Origin of the sequence: Geomonas azotofigens (assembly GCF_018919395.1) — a bacterium.
GTDB classification, from domain to species: Bacteria; Desulfobacterota; Desulfuromonadia; order Geobacterales; family Geobacteraceae; genus Geomonas; species Geomonas azotofigens.
This window is the reverse complement of the sequence record NZ_JAHLME010000004.1, coordinates 199121-215424: the sequence shown is the minus strand read 5'-3', so window position 1 is coordinate 215424 and position 16304 is coordinate 199121. Positions and strand designations below refer to the sequence as shown.

The 16304-nt window shown below is 63.1% G+C and carries 9 protein-coding genes; 8 read left to right on the top strand and 1 reads right to left on the bottom strand.

What is annotated here, in order from left to right; genetic code table 11:
* The 3 genes from KOL99_RS15075 to glgA all read left to right on the top strand — a co-directional run bounded on the left by KOL99_RS15075 (position 1) and on the right by glgA (position 4058).
* Entirely contained in the window at positions 1 to 897 is an 897-nt protein-coding gene (locus tag KOL99_RS15075; RefSeq protein ID WP_216511297.1) for a DNA-binding protein, read from the top strand.
* 241 nt (positions 898 to 1138) lie between these two features.
* Positions 1139 to 2398, top strand: coding sequence for a M48 family metallopeptidase (locus KOL99_RS15070; protein WP_216511296.1), 1260 nt, complete (start codon positions 1139 to 1141; stop codon positions 2396 to 2398).
* An 88-nt stretch (positions 2399 to 2486) separates the two neighbouring features.
* Positions 2487 to 4058, top strand: a complete 1572-nt coding sequence (gene glgA, locus KOL99_RS15065; protein ID WP_216511295.1) for a glycogen synthase GlgA — start codon at positions 2487 to 2489, stop codon at positions 4056 to 4058.
* Positions 4059 to 4414: 356 nt separating this feature from the next.
* Here glgA and KOL99_RS15060 read toward each other — a convergent pair whose 3' ends face one another.
* Positions 4415 to 6457: a sodium-translocating pyrophosphatase gene (locus KOL99_RS15060; protein WP_216511294.1), complete on the bottom strand. Its 2043-nt coding sequence runs from the start codon at positions 6455 to 6457 to the stop codon at positions 4415 to 4417.
* Between the two features lie 372 nt (positions 6458 to 6829).
* Between KOL99_RS15060 and KOL99_RS15055 the strand changes: the two genes are divergently transcribed.
* From KOL99_RS15055 to KOL99_RS15035, 5 genes are all read left to right on the top strand, one after another.
* Entirely contained in the window at positions 6830 to 8110 is a 1281-nt protein-coding gene (locus KOL99_RS15055) for a nickel-dependent lactate racemase family protein (RefSeq protein WP_216511293.1), read from the top strand.
* Between the two features lie 25 nt (positions 8111 to 8135).
* Entirely contained in the window at positions 8136 to 9512 is a 1377-nt protein-coding gene (locus tag KOL99_RS15050) for an FAD-binding oxidoreductase (RefSeq protein ID WP_216511292.1), read from the top strand.
* A gap of 96 nt (positions 9513 to 9608) precedes the next feature.
* Positions 9609 to 10889, top strand: coding sequence for a (Fe-S)-binding protein (locus tag KOL99_RS15045; protein ID WP_216511291.1), 1281 nt, complete (start codon positions 9609 to 9611; stop codon positions 10887 to 10889).
* A gap of 603 nt (positions 10890 to 11492) precedes the next feature.
* Positions 11493 to 13217 (top strand): acyl-CoA carboxylase subunit beta, encoded by a 1725-nt coding sequence (locus tag KOL99_RS15040; RefSeq protein WP_216511290.1) that lies wholly within the window; start codon positions 11493 to 11495, stop codon positions 13215 to 13217.
* Positions 13218 to 13357: 140 nt separating this feature from the next.
* On the top strand, positions 13358 to 16255 hold the full coding sequence (locus KOL99_RS15035) for an ATP-binding protein (RefSeq protein ID WP_216511511.1): 2898 nt from the start codon (positions 13358 to 13360) through the stop codon (positions 16253 to 16255).
* Positions 16256 to 16304 lie beyond the last annotated feature (49 nt).

Below are 16304 nucleotides of genomic sequence, written 5' to 3'. Positions count from 1 at the left end.
ATGAAGCGTTATTCCACCATTATGTCCGTCCTCGTCACGCTGGCGCTGCCGGTGGCCGGGACCTGTGCTGACGCACCCAAGGCGCCTGAGAAGGCAGACACCAAAGTCGAAGCGGTCACCGCACCTAAAGCGGCCGAGAAGGCCGATGCCAAAACCGACGCTGCTGTCAAGGCGCCCGAAAAAGCCGCCTCGAAGGTCGAGGCGATCCAAAAGAGCATGTCCAAAAGCAGCCATTCCATGATGATGGGTGGCGCGGCTCCCGCAGAAGCAGGTGGAGCCGAAGTGAACACCAACCCGACAGGAAAGGTCGTCGAGACCATGGAAGGCGGCGGCTACACCTACGCCAACCTCGAGGTGACCGGCGGCACCAAGACCTGGGTTGCCTACCCGGTTCTGGAGACCCGTGTCGGTGACACCCTTTCCTTCCAGGGCTGCATGCCGATGAACAACTTCCAGAGCAAAACCCTGAACCGCAAGTTCGACACCATCCTGTTCTGCAACGCGCCGGAAGTAAAAGGTGCCGCGGCCAAGCCCGCCGCCAAGGAGGCCAAGAAGGCCGCTCCCGGCGAGAAGATCAAGGTGGAGAAGGCAAGCGGAGCCAACGCCTACACCGTCGAGGAGATCTTCGCCAAGCGCGGTGCCCTGAACGGCAAGCAAGTCGTCGTGCGCGGCCAGGTGGTCAAGGTCGCCAACGGCATCATGAACAAGAACTGGCTGCACCTGCAGGACGGCACCGGTGACACCAAGAAGAAGACCAACGACCTCGTGGTGACCACCACCGAGAACGCCGAAGAGGGCGATGTCATCACCGTCTCCGGCACCCTCGCCAAGGACAAGGACTTCGGCGGCGGCTACAAGTACACCGCCATCATCGAGAAGGGCAGCGTGAAGAAGTAGCACGCCCCGCGGTTAAACAAGGCAAAGGCCCTCCGTCGACACGGAGGGCCTTTTTTAGTAGGCGAACTCTCCCTCTCCCACGGGGAGAGGGGCGGGGTGAGGGAGTCGCCAGGAAGCGACCTGGAAGTAACGTGACACGTCCCTCACCCGGCCTTCGGCCGACCTCTCCCGGAGGGCGAGGGATGAAGTATCCGGACCGGCTAGGAAATCGTTTTCACAACTGCGGCGCGAGGGAGATGAGATGTCCACCACTATTTTGCTGATCGTCCTCTACCTCGCGCGCTTCGCCGCTGTCTGCCTGCTGCGCTACCTGAACCTGCGCCACCTGCGCCGCTACGGCGCCACCGTGCCCGAAGGGTTCGCCGACGCCGTCGACGCGGAGACGCTGGCCAAGTCGGCGAGCTACACCCTGGCGCAAAGCAGGCTCGCCTTCATCGACTCCATCTACGACAGCGCCCTTCTGCTCATCTTCATGTTCACCCCGCTGCTGCCGCTCTACGATGCCTGGATCGCATCGCTGACCGACTCCTTCGTGCTCCGGGGCGTGCTGTTCATGCTGATCCTTACCCTGGCGCAGGAGGTGCTCGACATCCCCTTCTCGCTCTACAGCACCTTCCGGCTGGAGCGCCGCTACGGTTTCAACACCACCACGCCGGGGCTGTGGCTTTCGGATCTCCTCAAGTCGACCTTGATCTCGGCGGCCCTCACCGCCATCGTCATCAGCGCCGCCCTTTTGCTGGTGCGGCACTCGCCCGGCCTTTGGTGGCTCTGGGTCTGGGCCTTCTTCGCCCTCTTCTCCATCGTCATGATCTACGTCTCGCCGTACATTATCGAGCCGCTCTTCTCCAAGTTCGAGCCGCTGGGCGACCCCGAGTTGGAAGAGGAGATCCGCGCCATGCTGCAAAAGGCCGGGCTCCAGGTGAAGGACGTGCAGCAGATGGACGCCTCCCGCAGGAGCCTGCACTCCAACGCCTATTTCACCGGCATCGGACGGGTCAAACGCATCGTCCTTTACGACACCCTGCTGAAACAGATGCGGCGCCCGGAGGTCCTGGCCATACTGGCGCACGAGGCCGGGCACTGGAAGAGGGGGCACATCTGGAAACGGCTGGTCCTTATGGAGGTCGCCGCGCTGGCGCTGTTCTTCCTGGTGCACCAGGTGATCGCGTGGGGGGGGCTGCCGCTCCTCTTCGGCCTTCGCGAAGCCTCGTTCCTGGCCCAGGTCCTCATGGTCAGCTTCCTCTTCTCCATCGTTTCCTTCCCGCTGACGCCGATCGGCTCATGGCTGTCGCGCCGCAACGAGTGGGAAGCCGACCGCTTCGCGTCCGACCTCTCGGGCACCCCGGAGGCCCTTGCCTCGGCCCTAGTGAAACTCTCTACCGAGAACCTCTCCAACCTGCACCCGCATCCGCTTTACGCCGCTTTCTACTACAGCCATCCTCCGGTTGTGGACCGGGTCGCGGCACTGCGCGCCATGAAGAGCAAAGAGGCGTCGGAATAATTAACACCACCTCATTGCGTCTCACATCTTGTTCTGGTATTTTTGCTGAGGCCTAACGTCACAAGACCAGCAACAGGAGCCGATCGAAATGCGTCTGAACATCCTGATAACAGCCTCGGAAGCAGTCCCGTTCGCGAAAGAAGGCGGCCTCGCCGACGTGGTCGGTGCCCTTCCCAAATACCTCCAGGCACGCGGCCACGATGTCCGCGTGGTGATGCCCCGCTACTACAAGGTGGACCGCGAGCGCTACCAGTTGCGCCTGCTCCCCGGTGTCCTGGTGGTCCCCATGGGGATCATCGGCAACATGTACTGCGGCGTGTACCAGGGCACCATGCCAGGCTCCGATGTCCCCATCTATTTCCTGGAACACGAAGACTTTTACGGGCGTGACACCCTCTACGAGAGGGACAACCAGGGCTACCTCGACAACGACAACCGCTTCATCTTCCTGTCCAAGGCGAGTCTCGAACTGTGCAAGATGATCCAGTTCAGCCCCGACCTGGTGCACGCCCACGACTGGCACACCGCCGCCGTCCCGGTGCTGATGAACACCTGGTACCGCTCCGACGACCACCTCGCCCAGGCCGCCTCGCTGCTCACCATCCACAACATGCAGCACCAGGGGAGCTTTTACGAAGGGGCCATGGACGTCCTCGGCATCGGCTGGCAACACTTCAACTTCCTGGAACTGGAGATGGACAACCAGGTAAACCTCTTGAAGGGCGGCATCTACCACGCCACCATGCTGAACACGGTCAGCGAAGGGTACGCCCGCGAGATCCAGACGCCGGAGTACGGCTGGGGGCTGGAAGGGGCGGTTCGGGAGCGCGCGGACGTTCTTTCCGGCATCCTGAACGGCGTCGATTACCACGAATGGAACCCGGAGGAGGACCGCCTCCTGCCCGCCAATTACAGCGCCAGCGATCTCTCCGGAAAGACGACCTGCAAGAAGGAGTTGCAGCGCGCCCTGGGACTCCCCGAGCGCGACGAGGTGCCGCTCATCGGCATGGTATCGCGCCTGGTGAAGCAGAAGGGGATCGACGTCCTCGCCCAGGCGCTGCCGCGGCTGCTGGAACTCGACATCCAGTTGGTGCTCCTCGGGGCCGGCGAGCCCTGGGCCCACTTCTATTTCGGCGGCATCGCCGCGGACCGGCCCGATCGTTTCGCCTGCCGTATCGGCTACGACAACAGCCTGGCCCACCGCATCGAGGCCGGCTGCGACTTCTTCCTGATGCCCTCAGCTTTCGAACCGTGCGGCCTGAACCAGATGTACAGCATGCGCTACGGGACCCTCCCCATCGTGCGCGCCACAGGCGGACTTGACGACTCGGTGCAGAACTTCGACCCCGCCCGACGCACCGGAGACGGCTTCAAGTTCTGGAACCTGGACGCGGGGGCCCTCTTCGACACGGTCGGCTGGGCGGTGCACACCTGGTACCACGATCCAGAAGCGATCGTGGCATTGCGTCAAAACGCCATGGCCAAACGCTTCACCTGGGAGGATGCCGCCGAGAAGTACGAGCGGCTCTACCTGGAGGGGATGAGAAGGAAACTGGGCGAAGAGAGATTCAGGCAGGTGGTGGAAGAGAGGACTCCCGCCAAGAAAAAAAAGGCCCCGCAAGGAAACCGAGGCATATCAGCCGCAGGCCTAGCGACCTGACCAAACGGTTTCGTCGTAACTCCCGCCGAATTGCGCAACAGCCCCGGGTCGTTCGCCACGCTGGAAGCCGTTCGCGGCAACTGCCGGGCAGCACGGTATCGCGAGTAACCGCACCGCCCTGCTGCCATGCCCCCCCCTAAGCCGACTGGAATTGCACTGTTCGGAATGAAATTTCGCCATTTCCACGCGCGATAGCGCTATTTCCGACCGGGGGACTCGCATGTGGGGAGAGACTGGCTTTTCGCTCGGCAGGGACCTCTCCCCCCTCCCCAAGTCAGAGGGGGTACAGGCAGCGGCATGAAAAAAGGCGCCCCGGAAATCCGGGACGCCTTTTTCGTTTCAGCTACAAGCCGGTGCTACATCTTGTTCAGCAGCGGAACGATGAGCAGCGACACGATGTTGATGATCTTGATCATCGGGTTGACCGCCGGGCCGGCGGTGTCCTTGTACGGGTCACCGACGGTGTCGCCGGTAACGGCAGCCTTGTGGGCTTCGCTACCCTTGCCGCCGTGGTAGCCGTCCTCGATGTACTTCTTCGCGTTGTCCCAAGCGCCGCCGCCGGTGGTCATGGAGATTGCCACGAAGATACCGGTGACGATGGAGCCGACGATGACGCCGCCCAGAGCCTTGGGGCCGAGGGTGAAGCCGACGACGATCGGGGCGAGGATCGGGATGAGGCCCGGGATAACCATCTCTTTGAGAGCGGTCTTGGTCACGATGTCGACGCAGGCAGCGTAGTCCGGCTTGCCGGTGCCTTCCATGATCCCGGCGATGGTGCGGAACTGGCGACGGACTTCGTCGACGACCGCGCCGCCTGCTTTACCGACGGCTTCCATGCACATAGCGGCGAAGTAGTAGGGGAGCATGCCGCCGATGAAGAGACCGACGATGATCTTCGGATCGGAGAGGGAGAAGGTCTTGTCGGCGATGGTCAGCTCCTGGACATAGGAGGTGAACAGGATGATGGCCGCGAGACCTGCGGAGCCGATGGCGTAGCCCTTGGTGACCGCCTTGGTGGTGTTGCCGACCGCGTCGAGCGGGTCGGTGACGGCGCGAACGGAATCGTCCAGCTCGGCCATCTCGGCGATGCCGCCGGCGTTGTCGGTGATCGGGCCGTAAGCGTCCATGGCGACGACGATACCGGTCAGGGAGAGCATGGAGACGGCGGCGATGGCGATGCCGTACACACCGGCGCAGTTGGAGGCGACGATGATGCCCGCGGAGATGACGATGACCGGAAGAGCGGTGGACTTCATGGAGATGCCCAGGCCGGCGATGATGTTGGTGGCGTGGCCGGTCTTGGAAGCCTCGGCGATGTGCTTGACCGGGGCGAACTCGGTGGAGGTGTAGTACTCGGTGATCCAGAAGATGGCACCGGTAACGACCAGACCGACGATGGCGGAGATGAAGATGTTGGTCGAGGAGATCACCGCGCCGTTAGCCTCGGCGAGACCCTGCGGGAACATCTGCACGGTCACGAAGTAGAAGGCGATGCAGGCGATCACGCCGGAAGCGATGAGACCCTTGTAGAGGGCGCCCATGATCTTGCCGGAGGAGCCGAGCTTCACGAAGTAGGTACCGATGATGGAAGCGATGATGGAGATGCCGCCCAGGATCAGCGGGTAGCTGACCGCGCCGGGGTTACCGAAGCTGATGGCGCCCAGCAGCATGGCGGCGATCAGGGTCACGGCGTAGGTCTCGAAGAGGTCGGCGGCCATGCCGGCGCAGTCGCCGACGTTGTCGCCGACGTTGTCCGCGATGACGGCCGGGTTGCGCGGGTCGTCTTCGGGGATGCCGGCCTCAACCTTGCCCACCAGGTCGGCGCCGACGTCAGCGCCCTTGGTGAAGATACCGCCGCCCAGACGTGCGAAGATGGAGATCAGCGAGCCGCCGAAGCCGAGGCCGACCAGCTGGCTGACAACATCCTTCACCGGTGCGCCCGGCATAACCTGCTGCAGGAACATGTAGTAGCCAGCCACGCCCAGAAGGCCCAGACCGACGACCAGCATGCCGGTGATGGCGCCGCCCTTGAAGGCGACGTTGAGAGCCTTGTGGATGCCGGACTTGGCAGCCTCGGTGGTCCTCACGTTGGCGCGCACCGACACGAACATGCCGATGAAGCCGGTGAGACCGGAGAACACGGCGCCGACCAGGAAGCCGACTGCGGTCATCCAGCCGAGGGAGGCGAAGAGAGCCACGAACATGGCAACGCCCACCACCGCGATGATGGTGTACTGACGCTTCATGTAGGCGCCGGCGCCTTCCTGGATCGCGGCTGCGATCTGCTTCATCCGCTCGTTACCCTGGGGCAGCCCCAGGATCCACTGGGCCGAGATGAGGCCGTAGGCAACTGCTGCCGCGGCACAGACCAGGGCGAAGACTACTGCATACTGTTCCATTGAAAAAATTCCTCCTATTTGGATATGCCTCAAAAAAGGCGTGCCTTCCAACACAGTCATAAAAACGGGTGATTGTTATCGAAAACGCCCCATTTTGTCAATCTAATTCATACTCCGGCAGACCGTTTATTGGAATATTTTTATAAAGCTGCCGTATACTTCGCTACGGCCGTACATCCGTCGCCCCCTACAGAACCTGATGCAGCGCTATTGAGCGATGGGGGGGCACCTCTGATCCCTGTAGGGGCGAATAATCATTCGCCCGCCTCTCCTCTGTGCCAGCCGGCAGACATGTCAGCATCTAAGCCAGTCACTTCAATTCCTTATCCAGCCACCAGGATCTGGTAAACAGTTGCGTATCGGAGGTCGAATATGTATCATAACCCGATGCTTGAGCTTAAATGCGGCGATCACAACTATCCTCTGCAGCTGCCCCCGGAACGTCTCCTCTCCGTGCTGAGCCCCCGCCCCTTCCAGCGGCTGGGAACGCCGGTCGAGTTGGTCGAGCGCACGCTCGACGGCTGCACCGGTTCCCTGGCGAGCTTTGCCCCCGGCGACCGCGTGGTCATCGTCACCTCCGACGTCACCCGTCCCACCGGGAGCGAGGTCTACCTTCCCCTGTTGGTCTCACGGCTCAACTCCATCGGCATCAGGGACCGGGACATCGAGATCGTCGTCGCCCTGGGGATTCACCGCAAGCAGACCCCGGCCGAGCACAAGAAAATCGTGGGAGAGCTGTACGGCAGGATCAAGGTCACCGATCACGACTGCGACGACCCCGGCGCACTGGTCTACCTCGGCGACACCGCGCGCGGCGTGCCCGTGGAGGTGAACCGCAGGGTGACCGAGGCGGACCGGGTCATCCTCACCGGCGCCGTTACCTTTCACTACTTCGCGGGCTTCGGCGGCGGCCGCAAGAGTATCCTCCCCGGCGTCTCCAGTCGCAAGAGCTGCATGGCGAGCCACTTCGCGCTGTTGAACCCGGACGAGGGGAGCGGCAGGCACCCGAAGGCCGTGGCCGGGAGCCTGGAGGGGAACCCGGTGCACGAAGCGATGCTCGAGGCGTGCGGCATGGTCGCCCCCGACTTCATCCTGAACACGGTGCTCGGCCCGGACAAGCAGATCATCGCCGCCTTCGCCGGCGATTGGCGGGCCGCGCACCTGGCCGGGTGCCGCTTCTACAACGACACGTTTTCCGCTCCCATCGACGAGAAGGGGGACCTGGTCATCGTCTCCTGCGGGGGGTACCCCAAGGACATCAACCTGATCCAGGCCCACAAGTCGATGGAGTACGGCAGTCGGGCACTCAAGCCCGGAGGGGCCATGATCCTCCTCGCCGAATGCCGCGACGGCTACGGCAACGCCACCTTCTTCAACTGGTTCGGCTACGAGACCTGCGCCGAGTTGGAGTCCGCGCTCCGAAAGCGCTACGAGATCAACGGCCAGACCGCCTGGTCGGTGAAGGAAAAGGCCGAGCGTTTCAGGATCGTGCTGGTATCCAAGCTCCCGGCGGAAGAGGTGCGCACCATGGGGATGATCCCGGCGTCGACGCTCGACGAGGCGCTGGCGCTCGCCGCCCCCATGCTTTCCGATGACTACCGGGCCTACCTGATCCCCGAAGGCGGGACGGTGCTGCCGGTAATGAAGGCTTAGAGATAACGAACGAAAGGACAACTGAATGCTAGACGCACGCACCCTTCAGCAACTCACCGACATCGTCGGGGCCGAGAATATCGCCACCGGCGCGCAGGACCTGATCTGCTACGGCTACGACGCCACCCAGATGGAGTTCCTCCCCGACGCCGTGGTACACCCGGACAGTGCCGAGCAGGTTTCCCGCATCCTGCAGCTCGCCAACAAGGAGAACTTCCCGGTCTTCCCGCGGGGAGCCGGCAGCGGCTTCACCGGCGGCGCCCTCCCCAAGGGGGGCGGCGTGGTGCTGGTGACCACCCGGATGAACCGCATCCTCAGGATCGACACCGACAACCTGGTGGCCGAGGTGGAGCCGGGTGTCGTGACCGAGACCTTCCAGATGGCGGTCGAGAAGCTGGGGCTCTTCTACCCCCCGGATCCCGCGTCGCTCAAGTTCTCCACCCTGGGGGGCAACGTCGCCGAGTGCGCCGGTGGCCCGCGTGCGGTCAAGTACGGCGTCACCAAGGACTTCGTGATGGGGCTCGAGGTGGTGCTGCCGACCGGCGCCATCATCCGCACCGGGGGCGAGACCGTGAAGGGCGTGGTCGGCTACGACCTGACCAAGCTCCTGTGCGGCTCAGAGGGGACGCTCGGGATCATCACCAAGATCATCTTCAAGCTCCTCCCCTACCCCGACTCGAAGAAGACCATGCTCACCGTGTTCGATTCCATCGACGGCGCGGCACGCGCGGTTTCCACCATCATCAAGAACAAGATCATCCCGACCACCCTTGAGTTCATGGACCACGCCACCCTTACCTGCGTCGAGCGCCGCTTCAACCTCGGCATGCCGGAAAGCGCGCGGGCGGTGCTCCTGATCGAGGTGGACGGCGACCGCGACCTGATCGAGAAGCAGGCGGGCCAGATCCACAAGCTGATCGAACCGCTGGGGCTGGTGCAGTTCCGGGTGGCCAAGGACGCCGCCGAGAGCGAGGAGCTCTGGCGGGTGCGGCGCCTGGTGTCGCCGTCGTTGCGCGACGTGAACCCGGACAAGTTCAACGAGGACATCGTGGTCCCAAGGAGCAAGGTGCCCGACGTGATCCGGCGCATCGAGGTGATCCAGAAGCGCTACGACATCCCCATCGTCAACTTCGGTCATGCCGGCGACGGCAACATCCACGTCAACATCATGATCGACAAGAGCGTGCCGGGGCAGTTGGAGAAGGCGCACGAGGCGATCAAGGAAGTGTTCCAGGCGGCGCTCGACCTCGGAGGCACCATGTCCGGCGAGCACGGCGTCGGCCTTGCCAAGCAGCCCTACATTCCCCTGGAGTTGAACGCCGCCCAGATAGCCGCCATGAAATCCATCAAGGCCGCCCTGGACCCGAACAACATCCTGAACCCCGGCAAGATGCTGCCGTAACGGCAATTGACAACCCACAATGGACGATCGGCTATGGGGCTCCCATCATTCCCAGACCTCCCATAGCTCCCATTGCTTTTAGAAAGAGACCAAGGCATGACCAAGAAGCACATCGACCCGCTCGAGCGGGTAGCTCAAGAGATGAAGAAATGCGTCAAGTGCGGCGCCTGCCGCGCCAACTGCCCCGCCTTCGGCACCTTCCAGCGCGAGCCGGCCACGGCGCGCGGCAAGGTGGCCCTGGCCCAGCACCTGGTGAAAGGTGACATCACCCTCGACGACGGCACCTACTCGGCCATGTCCAAATGCCTTTTGTGCGGCAGCTGCGTGGACAAGTGCCCGAACCAGGTCCCCACCGACGAGATCGTCATCGCGGCCCGCGAGGCCCTGGCGCAGCGGCGCGGCCTCACCACCTTCCACAAGGCCGTGGGCCAGGTGATCAGAAACCGCAAGCTGATGAACTTCGGCGCTCTCGCCGCCGCGGTGCTCGGCCCCATCTTCTTCAGAAAGGTCCCCAGCACCTCCGGCCTCAGGCTCCGTTTCCCGATGCCGTTCATCGGCGGCAGCCGTCACATCCCGCAGATCGCCAAGAAGCCGTTTATGAAACGGCATCCCGAAATCATCAAGGGGGAGCCGGGCAAGCCCACGATAGTCTTCTTCGTCGGCTGCATGACCAACTTCGTCTATACCGAGATCGGCGAAGCGACGCTCGCGCTGTTCCGACACCTGGGGTGCACCGTGATCATCCCCCAGGGGCAGCAGTGCTGTGGCCTGCCCGGCATGTCCGGCGGCGACCTGGAGACGGTGCGCGAACTGGCCGAGCAGAACCTTGCCGCCATCGAGAAACATGAGGCGGATTACGTGATGACCGCCTGCGCCACCTGCGGCGGCGCGCTGCACAAGCTCTACCCGCTGGTGATAGGGAAGCGGAACCCGGAACTGAAGGCGCGGCTCCAGGCGGTCGCGGATAAAACGGTGGATGCGGCGGTCCTCTTGCAGAAGCTGGGACTGCACCCGGAAGAGACCGGCACCGGCCAGCGTTTGCGCGTCACCTACCACGACCCCTGCCACCACAGGACCGCCGGCATCGCGAAGCAGCCGCGCGCCCTGCTCAAGGAGACCCCCGGGCTCGACCTGGTGGAGATGGAAGGGGCCGACCGCTGCTGCGGACTGGGCGGCACCTTCAACGTCTACCACTACGAGAGCTCCCTCGACATCAACGCCGGCAAGAGCAAGGCGATCATCGACACCGGCGCCGACGCCGTGGTCACCGGCTGCCCCGGCTGCATCATGCAGCTCTCCGACGGCCTAAAACAGGCAGGAGATAAAACGAGGGTATTGCATACCGTCGAGCTTCTGGCCCGCAAAATCAGGCGCTGACAGGAAACCCCTGTCAGCCCCCTCCCCCCTCCTTTTTAGCCCCACTTTAGAACCCTACGTATTTCCGACAGTTTGCCTGTATACATTCTTTTTCTTATTGACAAAAGCCAAGCAAAACCTTATGAAAGGTACGCGCCTAAAAAGTAAAACAATAGTTCGTTTTACTAAGTCTCATTAGCCGTTGCGGCGCACCCAGGCCAGGTTAAATCAGCCCGAAATCTCATTTAGCCAAAATGAAATTTCGGGAACTGTTCGATAGACTAAGGAAGATCCACCTGCCCGGCCAAAACGTACCTCTCTTAGCGTCACACCCCCTTCAGATTCGCTAAATACCTGCAATAGAGCAGCATCTACCCTCCGGCGCCCCCAGGACCCCGCATACCTCGGCAGCCGGCGGACACCGTCTCCTTGCCCTCCGCTTTAAGGGAGACTAAAAAAATCCTCCACAAGGAACGGCGTTTTTCACCGTCCGGAGGTTGACGTTTTCGATAACTGACGAACTTTCGTAACAGTTTTTTAATATCAACGCCAGGAGGAAGTAGATGAACTTCGCAGCACCCCCCAAACAGATGCAAAATCCCACAGCCCGGAAGGATGCCAACAATGTCGAATAAAATGATCAAGCCCTCATTGAAGAATCCGTTTGACGTAGCGGAGAAGGTCGAGTTCAACATCCCCGGCGAGATTTCCCGCGCCACGGGCGGCTACGAAGAGGCGATGAAGGAAGGTTACGACCTGATCCAGCGCCCCATCAAGTCGGTGAGCATCGACCAGATCGAGAAACAGCACTTTAAAAAGCGCATGACCGTTTGGGAAAGGATCCGCGTCCTGACCGAGGCCGAGCCCAACATCCTGTTCCAGAACTGGGGCAAGAACCTGGACGGCGCCTCGCTGGTGACCGGCATCCTGAACATCCACGGCCGCGACGTCGCGGTGTACGGCCACGATTTCACCGTGCGCGCCGGCTCCATGGACGCCACCAACGGCAACAAGCTGGCCCGCCTCTTCTACATGGCGGGCGAGAAGGGGATCCCGGTCATCGGCATGAACGACTCCGCGGGCGCCTTCGTTCCGGCGGGCGTGGGCGGCCTGGACGGCTACGCCGAGGCCTTCACCGCGCTCAGGAAGATCTCCGGCGTGGTTCCCTCCATCATGTGCATGTTCGGCTTCAACGCCGGCGGCGGCTCCTACCTGCCGCGCCAGGGGAGCTTCGTGATTCAGCCCAAGGACACCTTCTTCGGCCTCACCGGCCCGGGCGTCGTGAAAAGCGTGCTCGGCGAGGACGTCACCCCGGAAGATCTCGGCGGACCCAAGGTGCACGGGCAGTCCGGCGTCGCCGACCTGACCGTCGAGGACGAGGTCGGGGCGCTCAGGACCGCGATCATGCTGCTCAACTACATCCCGGACAACAACTCCGTGATGGCCCCCTACCAGGAGACCAGCGATCCTTTGGACCGTAAGACCTGGGAGATCAACACGCTCCTCAAGAAGGCCTTCAACTCCCCGACCGGCTTCAACACGCCGTTCGACGTCTCCATCATCATCCAGCAGATCTGCGACCACGGCGACTACTTCGAGATGCAGCGGGACCGCGCCCGCAACGTCGTCACCGCCTTCGGCCGCCTGGGCGGCAACGTGGTCGGCTTCGTCGCCAACAACTCCGCCGTCGACTCCGGCCAGATCGACTGCGACGCGGCCTACAAGATCGCCCGCTTCAACCGCTTCTGCAACATCTACAACATCCCGATGATCTTCATGGAGGACACCACCGGCTTCCTCCCGGGTCGCGAGCAGGAGGCCCGCGGCATCGTCCAGGCCGGCCGCGCCATGCTCGACTCCATCGTCGACATCCGCACCCCGCGCATCCTGCTGATCCTCAGGAACGCCTACGGCGGCGCCTACGCCTCCTACAACAACTACCCGACCGGCGCCGACCTGGTGCTCGCCCTCCCCACCACCCGCCTCGCGGTCATGGGGCCGGCAGGCAAGGAGTTCGTCTACAAGGACGAACTGAGAAAGATCAGGAACGCCGTCATCGAGCGCGTCAAGCGCGGCACCCAGGAGAGGGTCGAAGCCGGCGTCAAGCCGGAGCTCGCCAAGGCCGACGCCGAGAAGGAGGCCGCCGACTGGCTCAAGGCCGAGGAGGCGCTCCTCAACAGCCGCTACGAGAAAGAGCTGATGAACCCGAAAGAGGCCCTCTCCCTGGGCTCCATCTCCTCGCTGGTCATGCCGACCGACCTGAGGAAGGTGCTCGGTGAGAACATCAACTTCTTCCTGCGTCACTACAAACCGGGCCCGATGCAGTCCGTACAAAGGGAGTTCCACTAATGGCGACTACTGATATGGGAATTGGAATCGCGCAGGGGGGGAGCCTGGCTCCCGAGACGGCTGGATTCGGGCAGGGCGCGCTGGCGCGCCAGGGTGCCCGCCCCTCGTCCGCGCTTTATAACGTAACGGAGATGAAATCGATGGCACACACGTCCGACCAATACACCAAGAACCCGATGATCCACCGGGACCGCAGGCTTTCCCTGTCGCCCTCCGCCTGGGTCCGCTCCTTCGCCTGCGAGGATCTCAAGCCGCTCATCGTCTGCCGCGGACCGATCCGCAAGGAGGCCATGGACGTCTACCAGGAGATGGGGATCACCCACTACGGCATCCTCCTCTCCGAGAAGGACTCCATCGTCTACCCGAACGCGCTCGCCCCGGAGCTGCGCACCCTGACCGACTCCACCCGCGTGCACCGCGTGCCCGACTACACCGGCGCCAGCAAGGAGGAGCGCGTCGAGCGCATCCACCAGATCATCGGCATCGCGCTCGATAACGGCTACAACGCCATCTTCGCCGGCTACGGCTTCATGGCCGAGGACGACGAGTTCGTCGGCGCCATCGAGAAGGCGGGGCTGAATTTCATCGGCCCCTGCGCCGCCACCCAGACCGGCGCCGGCAAGAAGGACGAGGCGAAGCGTACCGCCCTCTCGGTCAACGTCTCGGTCACCCCCGGTATCGACAACGTCACCGCCCGCACCCTGGTGAAAAAGCACGGCAGCCGCGAGAAGCTCCTGGCCCTGGTGGCCTCCGACGGGCTCGAGTGCGACGCCAAGGTGCTCGCCGACGAGAAGCTCTCCCTGGAGGACCTCGCCGACCACATTCTGTACGCCTCCTACAACAAGGGGATCGACCTCTTCTCCATCGAGGAGCTCTGCGCCCAGGTCGAGGCCGAGTGCGCCGCCATGCTGAAGAAGCACCCGCAGTCCCGCGTCCGCCTCAAAGCCATCGGCGGCGGCGGCGGCAAGGGGCAGCGCCTCTTGGGGGCCGATCTGCTGAACAAGAAGAACGCCTCCGATGCCGATATCGCCAAGGCGGCTTCCGAGGCCCCGGGCCTGGTGCGCGAGATCCTCAACGAGGTGAAGGCCAACGGCGTGGGCGACAACAAGAACGTCCTGGTCGAGCTCAACATCGAGCAGACCAGGCACAACGAGATCCAGCTCTTGGGTAACGGCGACTGGTGCATCGCCCTGGGCGGCCGCGACTGCTCCCTGCAGATGCACGAGCAGAAGCTCCTCGAGGTGTCGGTGACCCAGGAAGGGCTCATGACCGCCATCGAGGAGGCCAAGGCCGCCGGCCGCAAGGCCGAGGTGAAGGCCCTCGAGAGCGACCTCAAGGTCCTGAAGAGGATGGAGGAGGAATCCGAGCGCTTCGGCAAGGCGGTAGGTCTTGACTCCGCCTCCACCTTCGAGTGCATCGTGGACCGCGACCGCCACTACTTCATGGAGGTCAACACGAGGATCCAGGTGGAGCACCGCGTCACCGAGCTCTGCTACGCGCTCAAGTTCGTCAACCCGGAGGACCCGAACGACTTCTTCGTGGTGGAGAGCCTGGTCGAGGCGATGGCCATCCTTGCCCGGCACCGGAAACGGGTTCCCAAGCCGCAGCGTTTCGTCCGGATGAACGCGGCCGTCGAGGCGCGTCTGAACGCAACCGACGCCTCCCTCTCGCCGCACGCCGGCGGCATGATCCGCTACTGGTCCAAGCCGATCGAGGGGGAGATCCGCGACGACCAGGGGATCAGCATGCTGAACCCCGACACCGGCATCTTCATGAAATACAAGGTGGCCGGCGCCTATGACTCCAACATCGCGCTCCTGCTCACCACCGGCGAGGACAGGAAAACGAGCTACGACAAGATGTCCGAGGTGCTGCGCGCCACCACCCTGCGCGGCTCCGACCTCGCCACCAACCTTGAGTTCCACTACGGCCTGGTGAACTGGTTCCTGGGCAGGAACGTGATGGCGAAGCCCACCACCCGCTTCGTGGTTCCCTACCTGACCCTGGTGGGAACGCTCAAGGAAGAGGCCAACAAGCTCGACCCGGTCTACGCCTTCCTGCAGATGAAGAAGCACTACGCCAAGCGTGTCGCCGAGGCGTACGCCGAGCCCGAGGTCCAGGCCAAGGAATCCAAGAACATGGCTTCGCTTCTGGACCGCAAGGGGACCCTGATCATCCGTCCCATCGAGCGACTCCTGGGCGACCCGCACCTGCTCTCCGGCTGGCTCTCCATCAACACCAAGAACTTCAGGATCGACAACGGCAAGGTGGTCTGGCTGAGAAACCCGGTGGGTGTCCTGAACGAGACCTACGAGTACCTGCACATGAACCACAGGCCGCACAAGCCGGCCGCCGAAATCATCTGGAGCCACGACAACGAGCTCTTGCAGCAGGCGCTTAGTTTCTCCAAGACCCTGCGCGAGCACTTCGGTCTCGCCCGCGACGAGTACTTCACGCTGAACGAGATCGTGAACAAGGAGGAGCCGCAGGGTGGCTTCGACGCCGACACCTGGCAGCAGATCCGCTCCGCCCACTTCGGCTACGAGGCGGGCCTCGAGCTCCTGGGCATGCTGTTCCTGGTGGGGCAGAACACCAAGTTCTGGGATCTGCGCGTCGAGGAAGACCTGGAGATCACCATCCCCGAGTACCTGAACGATCCCGAGCTGCAGGCCCGCATGAAGAAGATCCTGGTCCCGCCGCCGGCCACCAAGGCCGACGAGATCGTCGCCGCCTGCGGCGGCATGTACTACGGGCAGGAAGCCCCGGGCATGCCCCCCTTCGTCAGCGAGGGGATGCACTTCGAGAAGGGGCAGCCGCTCTACATCATCGAGGTCATGAAGATGTTCAACAAGGTGTACGCGCCCTTCGCCGGGACCATCGACAAGATCCTGGTCACCTCGGGCGACGGCACCATCGTCTCGAAAGGTCAGCCGCTCTTCAAGGTCACCCCGGACGAGAAGTTCGTCGAAGTCGACGTGAACGCCGTGGAGAAGGAGAAGCGCGCCGTCACCTCCGACTACCTGAAGGCGGTCCTCTAAGGCAGGACGCGAAAAGGGCTCCGGATGTCGCTATCCGGAGCCCTCTGAT

Excerpts from the sequence above, each read along its gene's own strand:
- KOL99_RS15050 (WP_216511292.1), top strand. The coding sequence starts at position 8,136 with ATGCTAGACGCACGCACCCTTCAGCAACTCACCGACATCGTCGGGGCC.
- KOL99_RS15035 (WP_216511511.1), top strand. The coding sequence starts at position 13,358 with ATGGCACACACGTCCGACCAATACACCAAGAACCCGATGATCCACCGG.
- KOL99_RS15070 (WP_216511296.1), top strand. The coding sequence starts at position 1,139 with ATGTCCACCACTATTTTGCTGATCGTCCTCTACCTCGCGCGCTTCGCC.
- KOL99_RS15045 (WP_216511291.1), top strand. The coding sequence starts at position 9,609 with ATGACCAAGAAGCACATCGACCCGCTCGAGCGGGTAGCTCAAGAGATG.
- KOL99_RS15075 (WP_216511297.1), top strand. The coding sequence starts at position 1 with ATGAAGCGTTATTCCACCATTATGTCCGTCCTCGTCACGCTGGCGCTG.
- glgA (WP_216511295.1), top strand. The coding sequence starts at position 2,487 with ATGCGTCTGAACATCCTGATAACAGCCTCGGAAGCAGTCCCGTTCGCG.
- KOL99_RS15055 (WP_216511293.1), top strand. The coding sequence starts at position 6,830 with ATGTATCATAACCCGATGCTTGAGCTTAAATGCGGCGATCACAACTAT.
- KOL99_RS15060 (WP_216511294.1), bottom strand. The coding sequence starts at position 6,457 with ATGGAACAGTATGCAGTAGTCTTCGCCCTGGTCTGTGCCGCGGCAGCA.
- KOL99_RS15040 (WP_216511290.1), top strand. The coding sequence starts at position 11,493 with ATGTCGAATAAAATGATCAAGCCCTCATTGAAGAATCCGTTTGACGTA.